14 protein-coding genes are annotated in these 13,400 nt (G+C 42.2%); 6 read left to right on the forward strand and 8 right to left on the reverse strand.

Annotation, left to right across the window (positions count from 1 at the left end; translation table 11 throughout):
- Window positions 1–22: 22 nt before the first annotated feature.
- Entirely contained in the window at window positions 23–676 is a 654-nt protein-coding gene (locus tag ABD772_RS05975) for an ABC transporter ATP-binding protein (RefSeq protein ID WP_345101744.1), read from the reverse strand.
- A gap of 181 nt (window positions 677–857) precedes the next feature.
- Between ABD772_RS05975 and sucC the strand changes: the two genes are divergently transcribed.
- The 3 genes from sucC to ABD772_RS05990 all read left to right on the forward strand — a co-directional run bounded on the left by sucC (window position 858) and on the right by ABD772_RS05990 (window position 3,475).
- Window positions 858–2,048, forward strand: coding sequence for an ADP-forming succinate--CoA ligase subunit beta (gene sucC, locus ABD772_RS05980; protein WP_345101746.1), 1,191 nt, complete (start codon window positions 858–860; stop codon window positions 2,046–2,048).
- A 178-nt stretch (window positions 2,049–2,226) separates the two neighbouring features.
- Window positions 2,227–2,745, forward strand: a complete 519-nt coding sequence (locus ABD772_RS05985) for a YceI family protein (RefSeq protein WP_345101748.1) — start codon at window positions 2,227–2,229, stop codon at window positions 2,743–2,745.
- Window positions 2,746–2,854: 109 nt separating this feature from the next.
- Window positions 2,855–3,475, forward strand: coding sequence for an L-threonylcarbamoyladenylate synthase (locus ABD772_RS05990; RefSeq protein WP_345101750.1), 621 nt, complete (start codon window positions 2,855–2,857; stop codon window positions 3,473–3,475).
- Between the two features lie 107 nt (window positions 3,476–3,582).
- Here the strand turns inward: ABD772_RS05990 and trpA are convergent, their stop codons facing one another.
- The 4 genes from trpA to trpD all read right to left on the reverse strand — a co-directional run bounded on the left by trpA (window position 3,583) and on the right by trpD (window position 7,256).
- A complete protein-coding gene (trpA, locus tag ABD772_RS05995; RefSeq protein ID WP_345101776.1) occupies window positions 3,583–4,353 on the reverse strand; it encodes a tryptophan synthase subunit alpha in 771 nt (256 codons plus the stop codon).
- 105 nt (window positions 4,354–4,458) lie between these two features.
- Window positions 4,459–5,640, reverse strand: coding sequence for a tryptophan synthase subunit beta (trpB, locus tag ABD772_RS06000; RefSeq protein ID WP_345101752.1), 1,182 nt, complete (start codon window positions 5,638–5,640; stop codon window positions 4,459–4,461).
- Window positions 5,624–6,265: a phosphoribosylanthranilate isomerase gene (locus tag ABD772_RS06005; protein WP_345101754.1), complete on the reverse strand. Its 642-nt coding sequence runs from the start codon at window positions 6,263–6,265 to the stop codon at window positions 5,624–5,626. The genes trpB and ABD772_RS06005 overlap by 17 nt, the downstream gene beginning before the upstream one ends.
- 1 nt (window position 6,266) lies before the next feature.
- Window positions 6,267–7,256: an anthranilate phosphoribosyltransferase gene (gene trpD / locus ABD772_RS06010; RefSeq protein WP_345101756.1), complete on the reverse strand. Its 990-nt coding sequence runs from the start codon at window positions 7,254–7,256 to the stop codon at window positions 6,267–6,269.
- A 252-nt stretch (window positions 7,257–7,508) separates the two neighbouring features.
- Between trpD and ABD772_RS06015 the strand changes: the two genes are divergently transcribed.
- A complete protein-coding gene (locus ABD772_RS06015; protein WP_345101758.1) occupies window positions 7,509–8,453 on the forward strand; it encodes an ion channel in 945 nt (314 codons plus the stop codon).
- Window positions 8,454–8,458: 5 nt separating this feature from the next.
- Here the strand turns inward: ABD772_RS06015 and ABD772_RS06020 are convergent, their stop codons facing one another.
- The 3 genes from ABD772_RS06020 to recR are packed head-to-tail and all read right to left on the reverse strand — an operon-like array spanning window position 8,459 to window position 10,711.
- Entirely contained in the window at window positions 8,459–9,274 is an 816-nt protein-coding gene (locus tag ABD772_RS06020; RefSeq protein ID WP_345101760.1) for an SDR family oxidoreductase, read from the reverse strand.
- Complete coding sequence (locus tag ABD772_RS06025) at window positions 9,258–10,091, reverse strand: glycosyltransferase family 2 protein (RefSeq protein ID WP_345101762.1); 834 nt, start codon at window positions 10,089–10,091, stop codon at window positions 9,258–9,260. The genes ABD772_RS06020 and ABD772_RS06025 overlap by 17 nt, the downstream gene beginning before the upstream one ends.
- A 2-nt stretch (window positions 10,092–10,093) precedes the next feature.
- The gene (gene recR / locus ABD772_RS06030) at window positions 10,094–10,711 is read right to left on the reverse strand and encodes a recombination mediator RecR (protein WP_345101764.1); all 618 of its coding nucleotides are present in this window, start codon (window positions 10,709–10,711) and stop codon (window positions 10,094–10,096) included.
- A gap of 233 nt (window positions 10,712–10,944) precedes the next feature.
- Here recR and ABD772_RS06035 point away from each other — a divergent pair, with 233 nt between their 5' ends.
- Together ABD772_RS06035 and ABD772_RS06040 are read left to right on the forward strand one after the other, a co-directional pair.
- A complete protein-coding gene (locus ABD772_RS06035; protein WP_345101766.1) occupies window positions 10,945–12,435 on the forward strand; it encodes a sodium:solute symporter in 1,491 nt (496 codons plus the stop codon).
- Window positions 12,436–12,531: 96 nt separating this feature from the next.
- Window positions 12,532–13,239, forward strand: a complete 708-nt coding sequence (locus ABD772_RS06040; RefSeq protein ID WP_345101768.1) for an LOG family protein — start codon at window positions 12,532–12,534, stop codon at window positions 13,237–13,239.
- Window positions 13,240–13,400: the final 161 nt, after the last annotated feature.

A 13,400-nucleotide genomic window follows, 5' to 3' on the forward strand; every position in this document is an offset into this window, starting at 1 on the left:
CGATGTTATAAGAATACCCACTTTACTGCACTATTAAACCATCCATCATTACCACTTTCCGATCTGATATATCGGCCAGCTCCTCATTATGGGTCACAATTACAAAGGTTTGGTTGAACTCATCGCGCAGCTTGCCGAATAGTTCGTGCAACTCGCGTGCATTGGTTGAGTCAAGATTGCCTGACGGTTCGTCGGCAAAAATAAGGGCCGGATTATTGATCAACGCACGGGCTACGGCAACGCGCTGTTGCTCTCCACCCGAAAGCGCATTAGGTTTATGATGGAGACGATGCCCGAGGCCCAATAGCTCTAAAAGCTCGGCAGCACGTTGAGCTGCATCCTGGCGTGGTGTACCCGCTATAAAAGCAGGAATACAAACATTTTCCAGGGCATCGAACTCGGCCAGCAAGTGGTGAAACTGAAAGATGAAGCCAATCTCACGGTTACGGAAATCGCTCAGGCTTTTATTATTAAGCCGGCTTAACTCAACATCATTAATAAATAACTGGCCAGAGTCGGGCCTGTCCAGCGTGCCCAATATATTAAGTAATGTGCTCTTACCAGCGCCGGATGCGCCTACTATAGTAACGATCTCTCCTCTCTGAACTTCGAAATCAACCCCTTTTAATATCTGAAGCTGACCGTATGATTTGTTGATTGCTGTTGCTTTAAGCATTTTGTAAAAATAGTGATTAGTGGTTAGAGATTGGTGATTAGTTGCGTTTTTTGTTAAGGGTTGTTTGAGTAAATCGACGTTTAATAATAATTCATTAAACCAAACTTATCGCTAATCTCTGACGGCTATTCTCTAACTTTCAAAACAAAATCTGTAGATTTACCGCAAATCTTCGAACAAAATGAATATTCACGAATACCAGGGAAAGCAAATATTAAAAAGTTTTGGTGTTAGGGTTCAGGAAGGCATTATTGCCGATACCCCTGAGCAAGCTGTTGAGGCAGCCAAAAGAATGAAGGAAGATTACAACTCCAGCTGGGTTGTAATTAAAGCACAAATACATGCAGGTGGTCGCGGTAAAGGCGGTGGTGTAAAGCTGGCCAAAAACTTAGACGAGGTTAAACAAAGAGCTACCGACATTTTAGGTATGCAACTGGTTACGCCACAAACCGGCCCTGAAGGTAAACTGGTACGTAAAGTATTAATTGCGCAAGATGTTTACTACCCAGGCGAAAGCGAAACCAAAGAATTTTATATCAGCGTATTGCTTGACCGTGCTAAAGGCCGCAATATTATCATGTATTCAACCGAAGGTGGTATGGATATCGAAGAAGTTGCTGCGCACACGCCGCATCTTATATTTAAAGAAGAGATCGATCCTAAAGTAGGTTTGCAAGGTTTCCAAACCCGTAAAATTGCGTTTAACCTGGGTTTGTCGGGCGATGCGTTTAAGGACATGACTAAATTCATAGCCGCGTTATATAAAGCTTATGATGCTACCGACTCCTCAATGTTTGAGATTAACCCGGTATTAAAGACATCTGACAATAAAATATTAGCTGTTGATGCTAAAGTAAATCTGGATGACAATGCACTATACCGCCACCCGGATTATGCAGCCATGCGCGATACTAACGAGGAAGACCCTACCGAAGTTGAAGCAGGAAAATCAAACCTTAACTATGTAAAGCTGGACGGTAACGTCGGCTGTATGGTTAATGGCGCCGGTTTGGCAATGGCTACCATGGATATTATCAAATTAGCCGGTGGCGAGCCTGCTAACTTCCTGGATGTAGGCGGTACAGCTAACGCACAAACCGTTAAAGCCGGATTTAACATCATCCTGAGCGATCCGAATGTAAAAGCTATCCTGATCAACATCTTTGGCGGTATTGTTCGGTGCGACCGTGTTGCTCAAGGTGTTATTGACGCTTATAAAGAGATTGGCAATATCCCGGTGCCTATCATTGTACGTTTACAAGGCACCAACGCTAAAGAGGCTAAAGATCTGATTGATAACTCGGGCTTAAAAGTTTACTCGGCCATTCTTTTAAAAGAAGCTGCAGAAATTGTGAAGCAAGTTTTAGCATAATATCAGGCGATATCCATTTTAAAAAAGGGGCTCTATGCCCCTTTTTTATTGGATTTTTTCGAAACAAAGCCGTCGCCGGCAGGTTGTTTTAAAAAGGATAGATTTAATTACAATCAAATTACATGTTTAAACATATAATGTTGTTACATTTGTCTTATAATTTAAAACAATCAAGATCATGGCAACAACAAAATGGGTTTTGGACCCAATGCACTCAGAAGTACAATTTAAAGTAAGACACTTAGTTATCTCAACAGTAACCGGTTCATTCAGAACATTTGAAGGCGATCTGGAAACAGAAAACGATGATTTTACCGGCGCTAATATTAACTTTTCGTTAGATGTTGACAGCATCGACACGAACCAGCCACAACGCGACGGACACTTGAAATCAGCTGAATTCTTTGATGCTGAGCAGTTTCCAAAAATCACTTTTAAATCAACCTCATTTGACGGTTCGAAATTAGTGGGCGATCTGACCATTAAAGGTGTTACCAAATCAGTAGCTCTTGACGTTGAACACGGCGGTTCTGCTACTGACTTTTACGGTAATACAAAAGCGGGTTTTGAGGTAACCGGTAAAATCAACCGTAAAGATTTTGGTTTAACCTGGGATGGCGTAACCGAAACTGGTTCAATCGTTTTAGGCGACGATATTAAATTGACTATCAACGTTCAATTTGCTAAACAAGCATAATTAATCGGAATACAATATAAACAACCTGCATTTAATGCTGTTAGTTCAAAAGCAACTTCATAAGGTTGCTTTTGTTGTATATTGTAGCTTTGTACCAAAATATAGCCCTATGCTGATTAAGATCTATCCAGAAAATCCAAATCCAAAAATCATTGAGCAGGTGGTAGAGGTACTGCGCAAAGGCGGATTAATCATCTACCCTACTGACACCGTGTACGGTTTAGGTTGCGATATTACCAATCACCGGGCTATTGAGGCTATTTGCAAGATCAGGAATATCAAACCCGAAAAAGCTAATTTTTCCTTCGTTTGCTATGATTTGAGCCATATCTCAGATTACATCAAACCGATAGATAATACTATCTTCAGGGTATTAAAAAAAGCATTACCCGGACCGTTTACTTTTATTTTCAATGCCAGCCACAATGTACCAAAGTTGCTAAGCTCTAATAAAAAAACCGTAGGTATACGTGTGCCTGATAATAACATCGCGCGGTGTATTGTTAAGGAATTGGGTAATCCTATTGTATCCACCTCTATCCGCGATGAAGACGATATCATTGAATACTCAACTGATCCTGAGCTAATTCACGAAAAATATGAGGATTTGGTAGATATCGTTATCGACGGTGGTTATGGCGATAACGTTGCATCAACAGTAATTGATTGCACGTCAGGCGATTTAGAGATCGTGCGCGAAGGCAAGGGCGATTTGGAGCTGTATCTGTAAAAGATATAGCCTAAATATGTCATCTCGAACATAGTGAGAGATCTATACACGAGCATATGAACGGGTGTATAGATTTCTCCTCGTTCCTCGTCGAAATGACAAATTTGCTAAGGTCTTATGTTTTTCACAAATTCCGGAATCTTTTCCAGGTAGTTATCCTCTTCGAGCAACTTCACAAACTTACTACCCACAATGGCACCATTGGCGTACTGGCAGGCTTTATTAAAGGTTGCGTTGTCTGATATTCCAAAACCGATAATGGTTGGATTTTTCAGATTCATAGCTTTAACACGGGTATAATATGCTTCAATAACATCAGATACGTTCAGGCTGCCGCCGGTGATAGATGAAGATGAAAGCAGGTAGATAAAGCTATTACTCAACTCATCGATCTTACGGATACGATCTGGCGAGGTCTGCGGTGTTACCAGGAAGATATTGCTCAGGTTATTATCCTGAAAATGTTTAGCATAAATGGTTTCATACTCATACATTGGCAGGTCGGGAACTATCACGCCGTCTACCCCTACCTCGGCGGCTTGCTTACAGAAACGCTCAATACCATATTGCACTATCGGGTTAATATAACCCATCAGCAAAATGGGAATACTAACACGTTGACGCAGATCTTTCAACTGGTCAAACAGCACATTAAGCGTCATACCCTTATCCAACGCCTGTTGCGAACTGTTTTGAATAGTCGGCCCGTCAGCTACCGGGTCTGAATATGGAAAACCAACCTCCAGGAAATCGGCACCGGCTTTCTCTAAAGCTTCGGCAATATCCAAAGTGGTATTCAATTCAGGATACCCTGCTGTGTAATATATCGACAGTAAATTATTTTTTTTGGTAGCGAAAAGTTGATTAAGCCGGTTCATATGTTTTGAGTCCATAATCTATGGACAATAGCCCATAGCTGTTTCATTATGTTAAAGTCCATTCATACAATACCATGGTCTATGGACTATCGACCATGTACTACTCTAGTAATTAAAATATTTAATATAAGTGTTCAAATCCTTATCCCCGCGTCCAGAAAGACAGATCACCACATTATCATCCTTTTTAAATTTCATTTTTTCCAGTTGCGCTAAAGCATGCGCTGATTCAATTGCCGGAATGATCCCTTCCAACTGGCAGCACAATAAACCGGCGTTTAAAGCTTCATCGTCAGTAACGCTGGCATACTGGGCGCGTTTAATTTTATATAAATGCGCATGCTGCGGACCGATACCCGGATAATCTAACCCGGCCGAAACCGAATAGGGTTCTACAACCTGCCCGTCCTCGGTTTGCATTAATATAGTACGGCTGCCATGCAATACACCCTCTTTGCCCAAGAATGTTGTAGCTGCAGAATGCCCGCTGTCTACACCTTTACCCGCTGCTTCAACAGCTACCAGTTTCACGCTTTCATCCTCCAAAAAATGGTAGAACATACCCATGGCATTACTGCCGCCGCCTACACAAGCCATCACATATTCAGGCAGTTCTTTACCGGTATGTTCCAACAGTTGTTTTTTTGTTTCAAACGATATAATAGATTGAAAACGCGCCACCATATCCGGGTAAGGATATGGCCCTACCACCGAGCCGATGATATAATGTGTGTCAACAGGGTTGGCTATCCAATCGCGCAATGCTTCGTTAGTAGCGTCTTTCAAAGTTTTACTGCCTGATTTGGCCGGAACAACTTTCGCGCCCAGCATTTTCATGCGGGCGACATTTGGCGCCTGGCGTTCCATGTCGATCTCGCCCATATAAACCACACACTCTATACCTTTCAGCGCGCAGACCGTAGCCGTAGCCACGCCATGCTGACCGGCACCTGTTTCGGCTATGATGCGTTTTTTACCCAGGCGTTGCGCCAATAAGATCTGACCAATGGCATTGTTGATCTTGTGTGAACCCGTATGGTTCAAATCCTCGCGCTTTAAAAAAATATTGGCGCCGTATTTCTCCGAATAGCGTTTGGCATAATACAACGGAGATGGCCGGCCAACATAGTCTTTCAAAAGCTGGTCAAACTCAGCTTTAAAATCGGCATCATTCAGGATATTTAAATATTGCTGCCTTAATTCTTCCACATTCGGATAAAGCATTTCAGGCACGTATGCGCCGCCGAAATCGCCGTAATATCCTTGTTCGTTAACTCCGTACTTCATGCGTGTTATCTTGATTTATCAGGCTAAAAGCCTGTCTTAATTTTTCTATATCTTTTAATCCAGGTTCGATCTCGAATTTACTGTTCAAGTCTACCCCATAAAATTGCGGATGCGTGATCTTGCTGATCTGCTCCAGGTTATCTAAACTCAAACCGCCGCTTAAAAAAAACGGCACCTCTAATTTATATTGGTTCAATATATCCCAGTTAAAGGTTTTGCCTGAGCCGCCGTGCGCATCAGTCTTGGTATCAAACAAAAAGTAATCCACTTTGCCAGCGTAGCCATTCAGTTGCGTAAAGTCAAAATCTTCGTTTACACCAAAGGCTTTTAACACCTGTACTTTGCCCTTAAATTGTTCAGCAAACTCAGGCGATTCATTTCCATGCAGTTGTACAGCACCAAAACCGTAGTTTTCTATAAGCTGCCCTACCTTTTCGGCACTTTCGTTAACAAAAACACCTGTTTTGATAATGACTGATGGTATGGCAGCTAAAGCGTCCGTATTAATATCTGCCACAAAACGCGGCGAGCGCCCATAGAAAATAAAACCCATGTATTCGGGTTTCAGTTTTTCTATAGCTTTGATATTGTCAGGATATTTTAATCCGCAAACCTTTATTTTCATCTTAGTTACCTATAAGGGTTTTAAAACCTTTCAGTGCTTTTTTGCTTAATAACGCTTCCTCAGCTTCATAGAAACAATCGGCAAACGTTTTTTCGGGTTTAATGGTTTGAATAGCTAACGCCGCATTTGCCAAAACCACGTTACTTTGAGTAGTCGTCGCTTCATTATTAAGCACCCGCATAAATATCCCTGCCGATTCATCAACCGTAGCGCCGCCGGTTATAGTTGAGGGGGCTACTTTTTCAAAACCCAACTCTCTCAGCCTGTGTACTTTCTCGCCTTGCGGTGTAAAGGTCTTAAAATCGCAGGTTAATGATATTTCGTCATATCCTTCCAGGGCATTCAATATTGTATATTTTTTATCAGAGCGCTGATACAGATAAGCATACATCCGCGCCAGCTCCAAATTATAAACCCCGACTAATTGATTTTTCGGCTTTGCCGGATTTACCATAGGGCCTAGCATGTTAAAGAAAGTTTTTACCCCTAACTCACGGCGGATAGGCGCCACGGTTTTCATGGCCGGATGAAACAGCGGCGCATGTAAAAAGCAAATATTGGCTTCGGCCAGATTCCTTTTCAGGGTATCCAGATCATTGGTAAACTTATACCCCAAATACTCCATCACATTTGACGAACCACATCCCGACGATACCCCATAATTACCATGCTTGGCAACCTGGTAGCCGGCACCGGCTACAACAAATGAGGCCAGCGTTGATATATTGAAGGTATCCTTGCCATCGCCGCCGGTACCGCAAAGGTCTATCACATCGTCAGTACCCAGATCAACCGCCAGGCACAAGTCTAACATTGCATCTCTGAAACCTTCAAGCTCAGCAACCTTGATTGTGCGCATGCAATAAGCCGTCATAAAAGCAGTGATCTGCGAAGTATTAAACTGCCCCTGCGAAATAAGTGTCAGTATATCTTTAGCCTGCTCGCGCGTTAGTGTCTTGTTCTCAAAAAGATGATTAAGTATCTGTTTCATATATGCCCCGTGTGGGATTTAATTGATTAATGACCTTTAAATGCTGTCAACAAAAAAGGGTTACCACGCGGCAACCCTTTTTAATATTTTTTATAACAGGAGTTTGCCTTACGATTTAATCGTTAAGCCACCACCAATTATTTAACATTTTTGCAATCATTACGGCGCAAATATGGAAATAGTTTTTTCTAAAAGCAAGCAGAATAATATTTTTACAAAAAGTTGCGCGATCAGCTTTATCACAACGGCAAAATGGCAATACACAAAAGAAAATTTAATCCGGAGGATGACCTTGGTTTTGGCACCAAAGCAGTGGTTAATACGCAGCGGCTCATTAACCAGGACGGCTCTATTAACGTAAAACGTAAGGGCTTATCTATATTCAACACCGCTAACAATTACCACTCGCTTATCACCATGAACTGGTTTAAGTTTTGGCTGATTGTACTTACAGGGTACCTGATAGCTAATATTATATTTGCTTTGATCTACGTATCGCTAGGCCCCGGCACTTTAGATGGCACTGAAGGTAATAGCTTCTTTTATCATTTCATGGATGCGTTTTTCTTTTCGGCCCAAACGTTGTCTACAGTTGGTTATGGCCATATCAGTCCGCATGGTATGGCGGCTAATACAGTGGCTGCTTTTGAGTCAATGATCGGTCTGCTGGCTTTTGCCTTAGCAACTGGTTTATTATACGGGCGCTTTTCCAAACCGTCGGCCAAGATTAAATACAGCCAGCATTTATTGGTAGCGCCTTACCAGGGCGGCAAAGGGTTAATGTTCAGGCTAACCAACCTGCGCCGCAATACCCTGATCGACCTGAGCATGGAAGTGATATTTTCCTACAATGAAGAAGTAAATGGAAAACAGGAGCGCCGATTTATATCTTTAGACTTAGAGCGCAAGAAAGTAAGCATACTAACACTAAGCTGGACTATAGTCCATCCGCTCGATGACAATAGCCCGTTACGCGATATGACAGCCGCCGACCTTAAAAACTCGGGGGCTACATTTGCAGTTTTGTTGAAAGCTTTTGACGATACTTTCTCGCAGACCGTCCACTCACGTACTTCATATATGTACGACGAAATAGTTTGGGGGGCCAGATTTAAACCGGCTTTTGACCGTGATGAAGAAGGGCGGCTGGTGCTTAATCTGGACAAGATTGACCACCATGACCTGGTTGAAATATGATCACATTATTTCAGTAGCGGATCTTTTTCTTTGGTAAATACATTATAAACCAACTTATCTAAAATACCGGGGATTATTTTGCTGAGCAATACGGTTAGCTTTCCCTGGCCGGTCATGATGAGTGTGCGTTCGCGCTTCTCTACCCCGTCGACAATTAATTTGGCAACCTCTTCAGAGGTCATCATTTTTTCTTCGTGCATTGAGCTTTCGCCTTGCTGATTACCTTCTTTATTTAAAGCCGTATTACGGATATTTGATGCTGTGAAGCCTGGACAGGCAGTCATCACATGTACGCCGGTTTTTAAGTTTTCAACCCTTAGCGAATCTAAAAATCCATTCATGGCAAACTTAGAGGCGGAATACCCGGTACGGCCTGGCAAGCCTTTATACCCAGCTATAGACGACACGCCGACTATAGACCCCTGCGTTTGGGCGATTTCAGGTAATGCATATTTGGTACAATACACTGCTCCCCAGAAATTGACGTCCATCAAGGTTTTTAAAACTTGTACATCAACGTCTTTAAATAATGCGCGCATGGATATCCCTGCATTGTTGATGAGGATATCAATTTTGCCAAAACTAAGTTTCGCCTGGTTAATGAGGTGCCGGCAATCGCTTTCTGAAGTTACATCGCACTGCACAGCCAGCGCTTTGATCTGATATTGATCTTGAAGCTCTTGTGCTATCTGGCATAAAGTAACATATTGCCTTGCGGCTAACACCAGGTTAGCGCCCCTGCGGGCAAATTCATGAGCTAATGATTTACCAATACCCGAAGAGGCACCGGTTATGATAACGGTTTTATTGTTCAACTTCATAAGCAGCCGGGTACATCTGCATGCCTTCTATTTTTATTTCAGGCAATCTGAACAGGTACTTAGCCGCGAAGATAAGCATAGCGCCATAAAAATTCTTTATGTATTGCCAGCTAAATTTAGGTGTGTTATTGCTTTTTAAGTTGATGATGTAAGTTTTTGGGAAATAGAAGTTTTTGAAGCCCGCCAAACGCATACGATAAGACAAATCAATATTGTGCCCAAATTGCACGAAGCGTTCATCAAATAAACCCACTTCATTTAAAACCGATTTACGGATGAGCATAAAAGCGTCGTTCAGAATATCAATCTCCGAGGTTTGAAACTCCTCTACCCAGGCTTTATGGTTACGGTCTGATAAACGTGTTTTTTGAAAGTTCCTGGCAAAACCTATCAGTTTAAAAAAGGTGACCCAGGGCTTGGTCAGGCCGCGATTTGATTCTGGCAGAAATCTGCCTTGTGCACCCAACATTCTGATGCCTAAACCGCTGGCATCGGTATGTACATCCATAAACTCTATAACTTTCGTTAAAGTCTCTTTGCCGCAAATAGTATCCGCATTGACCAGTAAAATATACTCTCCCCTGGAAACGCCGATACCCTGATTGCTTGCTTTTGACACACCTTCATTAACCGTATTGGTAATCAATTTAATATCCGGATAATCGGCACGAAGCATTTCTACAGAGCTGTCAGTTGATGCATTGTCAACTATAATCACCTCATAATCAATGTTACTAGACGCTTTAATCAAAGAATTAAGCGCAAGTTTAAGCAAATCGCAACGATTCTGATTAACTACAATTACCGATAGTTTCATACTTACCTGGATAAAGAATTTTCATACGGGACACGTGTAGCGATAGACCGCCCTAAGGTGATTTCGTCTACGTACTCCAATTCTCCTCCAAAGGCTATGCCACGAGCGATTGTTGAGATACTAATGTTAAACTGTTTTAATTTTTTGTGCAGATAAAATATAGTGGTATCGCCTTCCATAGTAGCGCTTAACGCAAAGATCACTTCTTTAACTTCGTCGTTTTTCAAACGTTCAACCAGCGAATCCACCTGAAGGTCAGATGGCCCGACACCATCCATCGGTGATATCAATCCGCCTAAAACATGGTAAACGCCATTGTACTGACTGGTGTTCTCAATGGCCATCACATCGCGGGTATCTTCAACTACACAGATCATGCTGAGGTCGCGTTTGTGCGACGAACAGATCTCGCACACCTGCTGGTCAGAAATATTATGGCAAACCTCACAAAAACGAATCTCATTGCGGAGTGTACTAATGGCACCGCTAAACTTTTGTACTTCTTCTTTATCCTGGTTAAGCAGGTGCAACACCAGACGCAAAGCGGTTTTCTGACCTACACCCGGCAATTTGGCAAACTCGGCCACCGCATTCTCCAACAACTTCGACGAAAAGTTCATATTGCGAATTTAAAAAATAATAGCTAAATCGCCGTAGTCCGTTTACGATTGAATATAGAGTTCGTCATTTCGATGACAATAATGTCACCCGCGTCAAGGGGAGGCAAATATTATCAGCCACGTCATTGCGAGGAACGAAGCAATCTCTGCGCGACAGGTTAACAAATTTGAATAGCAAGTGTAGAGATTGCTTCGTTCCTCGCAATAACGCGTGGGGTAATAAACTTAAATAAATGTCGCCTGGGATTTTACTTTCTTTTATCATTGGATACTTTCTTGTTCTGCTTGTCATTTCATGGCTTACCTCGCGCAAATCATCAGACAACGATACGTTCTTTGTAGCCAATCGTAATTCAAAATGGTATTTAGTGGCCTTCGGGATGATTGGTACCGCGCTTAGCGGCGTGACGTTTATCTCCGTCCCCGGCAAAGTAGGTGCACCCAGCGGCGATCAGTTTGCCTATTTCCAGTTTATATTGGGTAATGCTGCCGGATTTATCATCATAGCAACCGTATTACTCCCCTTGTACTACCGCATGAAGCTGACCTCCATTTACAGTTATATTGAACATGCATTAGGTAACTGGAGTTATAAAACGGCAGCAGGTATATTTTTGATAAGCCGGGTAATTGGTTCGGCATTCAGATTATATCTGGTGGTAATTGTATTACAGAAATTTATTTTTGATAGTTATGGGGTGCCGTTCGCAGTTACAGTATTGATATGTTTATTGCTGATATGGGCTTATACCTTTAAAGGCGGATTAAAAACAATCATCATTACTGACAGCTTGCAGACACTGTTCCTGGTATCATCTGTTTTTCTGTCGATATATTTTATCTGCCGTAGCATGAACATGAACGTCTTTGAGGCGGCAGATGCCATCAAGAACAGCAGCTACTCCAAGATCTTTTTCTTCAGCGATTTTATGACCAGCCATTTCCACTTTAGCAAGCAATTTATTGGCGGCTTATTCATTACCGTGGGCATGACGGGCCTTGATCAGGATTTAATGCAGAAAAACCTCAGCTTAAAAAATATCCGCGAAGCACAAAAAAACATGTTCAGTTTTACAGCTGTATTTGTGGTGATCAATATTTTCTTTTTGAGTGTGGGTGCGCTATTGTACATGTATGCTGCAAAAAACGGTATCGCCGTCACCAAAACCGACTACCTCTATCCTACCATCGCCTTAAGGTACCTGGGGATCGTGCCGGCCATAGTGTTTATGCTTGGCTTAACGGCTGCCACCTTTGCCACTACCGATTCGGCACTAACGGCCTTAACCACCTCGTTTTGTGTCGACTTTTTGAACTTTAACAAAGGCAAAGACATTAACAGCAAAAAAATGGTTAACATGCGGCATTATGTGCATATTGGCTTTTCGGGTTTGATGTTTTTGACGATCATTGTATTTAACGCTATAAATAACGATGCTGTAGTGAGCGCAATTTTTAAAGTAGCATCATATACCTACGGGCCTTTATTGGGCTTATATTCCTTTGGGTTGTTTATGAGCCGCCGACAGGTAAGAGATAAAATAGTGCCTTTTATCTGCCTTATATCTCCGGCGATATGTTTTTACCTTAGTTCGCACGCTGCCTATTTGTTTGGCTATACCTTCGACAACGAACTCATCCTGATAAACGGATTAATTACATTTGTTGGATTGCTGGCAACTTCGAGTCCAAAAGCCGGGAAAACCGAAAGTATGAAAGCTTGATCAAAACAATATTACGTTTACAAACATCTATAAGAACAAACATCTAAAACTTCCTGGACTTTCGGACTTCCGACTTCCGGACTAAATAAAAAAAACATGACTGGTGAAGAAAAAATAAGACATGCATTTGATAACAAAAACTGGCAGGAGATTAAAGTAACCGACTCCTGGCAAATATTTAAAATAATGGCCGAGTTTGTCGATGGCTTTGAAAAACTGGCTAAAATAGGTCCTTGCGTTTCCATATTCGGGTCTGCACGTACCCATAATGACAATCCTTACTACAAACTGGCCGAAACTACTGCGCGCCTGCTCACCGAGCGCGGTTATGGTGTAATATCGGGCGGCGGGCCGGGTATTATGGAAGCCGCTAACAAAGGCGCTTATGAGGCCGGAGGCAAATCGGTAGGCTTAAATATCGAGCTGCCTTTTGAGCAATTTCATAACAAATATATTGACCGCGATAAGGTAATGGAGTTTGATTACTTTTTTGTGCGCAAGGTAATGTTCATGAAGTACTCACAGGGATTCATTGTATTACCCGGCGGTTTTGGCACACTTGATGAATCATTCGAGGCGATGACGCTTATTCAAACCGGTAAAATTGCCCGTTTCCCTATTGTATTTGTAGGTGTTGAATATTGGAAGGGACTGTTTGATTGGGTTGCCGAAAAGATGCTTAATCAGGAACATAACATCCACCCCGACGACCTAAATCTGTACCGCGTAGTTGATACCGCCGAAGAAGCCGTTGAACATATCTTCCGTTTTTACGAGAAATATGTATTGAAGCCGAACTTCTAAAAAACAATCGAACAAAAAAGGCAGACACGAACATTGAAGTGAACCCCAAAAGTTAGACAAAAACTTTTGGGGTTACTTTTATGTCAAAACACACATTTGAAGAGAAACTTGATGTAGTTTTTCAAGTAAGAAAGGGAAAGCCGATTCTGCGGATATCCCGC

It is taken from the genome of Mucilaginibacter panaciglaebae (assembly GCF_039539265.1).
GTDB classification, from domain to species: domain Bacteria; phylum Bacteroidota; class Bacteroidia; order Sphingobacteriales; family Sphingobacteriaceae; genus Mucilaginibacter; species Mucilaginibacter panaciglaebae.

Bases quoted from the DNA above. Each gene is read 5' to 3' on its own strand.
- ABD772_RS05975 (WP_345101744.1), bottom strand. From the start codon at position 676: ATGCTTAAAGCAACAGCAATCAACAAATCATACGGTCAGCTTCAGATA.
- sucC (WP_345101746.1), top strand. From the start codon at position 858: ATGAATATTCACGAATACCAGGGAAAGCAAATATTAAAAAGTTTTGGT.
- ABD772_RS05985 (WP_345101748.1), top strand. From the start codon at position 2,227: ATGGCAACAACAAAATGGGTTTTGGACCCAATGCACTCAGAAGTACAA.
- ABD772_RS05990 (WP_345101750.1), top strand. From the start codon at position 2,855: ATGCTGATTAAGATCTATCCAGAAAATCCAAATCCAAAAATCATTGAG.
- trpA (WP_345101776.1), bottom strand. From the start codon at position 4,353: ATGAACCGGCTTAATCAACTTTTCGCTACCAAAAAAAATAATTTACTG.
- trpB (WP_345101752.1), bottom strand. From the start codon at position 5,640: ATGAAGTACGGAGTTAACGAACAAGGATATTACGGCGATTTCGGCGGC.
- ABD772_RS06005 (WP_345101754.1), bottom strand. From the start codon at position 6,265: ATGAAAATAAAGGTTTGCGGATTAAAATATCCTGACAATATCAAAGCT.
- trpD (WP_345101756.1), bottom strand. From the start codon at position 7,256: ATGAAACAGATACTTAATCATCTTTTTGAGAACAAGACACTAACGCGC.
- ABD772_RS06015 (WP_345101758.1), top strand. From the start codon at position 7,509: ATGGCAATACACAAAAGAAAATTTAATCCGGAGGATGACCTTGGTTTT.
- ABD772_RS06020 (WP_345101760.1), bottom strand. From the start codon at position 9,274: ATGAAGTTGAACAATAAAACCGTTATCATAACCGGTGCCTCTTCGGGT.
- ABD772_RS06025 (WP_345101762.1), bottom strand. From the start codon at position 10,091: ATGAAACTATCGGTAATTGTAGTTAATCAGAATCGTTGCGATTTGCTT.
- recR (WP_345101764.1), bottom strand. From the start codon at position 10,711: ATGAACTTTTCGTCGAAGTTGTTGGAGAATGCGGTGGCCGAGTTTGCC.
- ABD772_RS06035 (WP_345101766.1), top strand. From the start codon at position 10,945: ATGTCGCCTGGGATTTTACTTTCTTTTATCATTGGATACTTTCTTGTT.
- ABD772_RS06040 (WP_345101768.1), top strand. From the start codon at position 12,532: ATGACTGGTGAAGAAAAAATAAGACATGCATTTGATAACAAAAACTGG.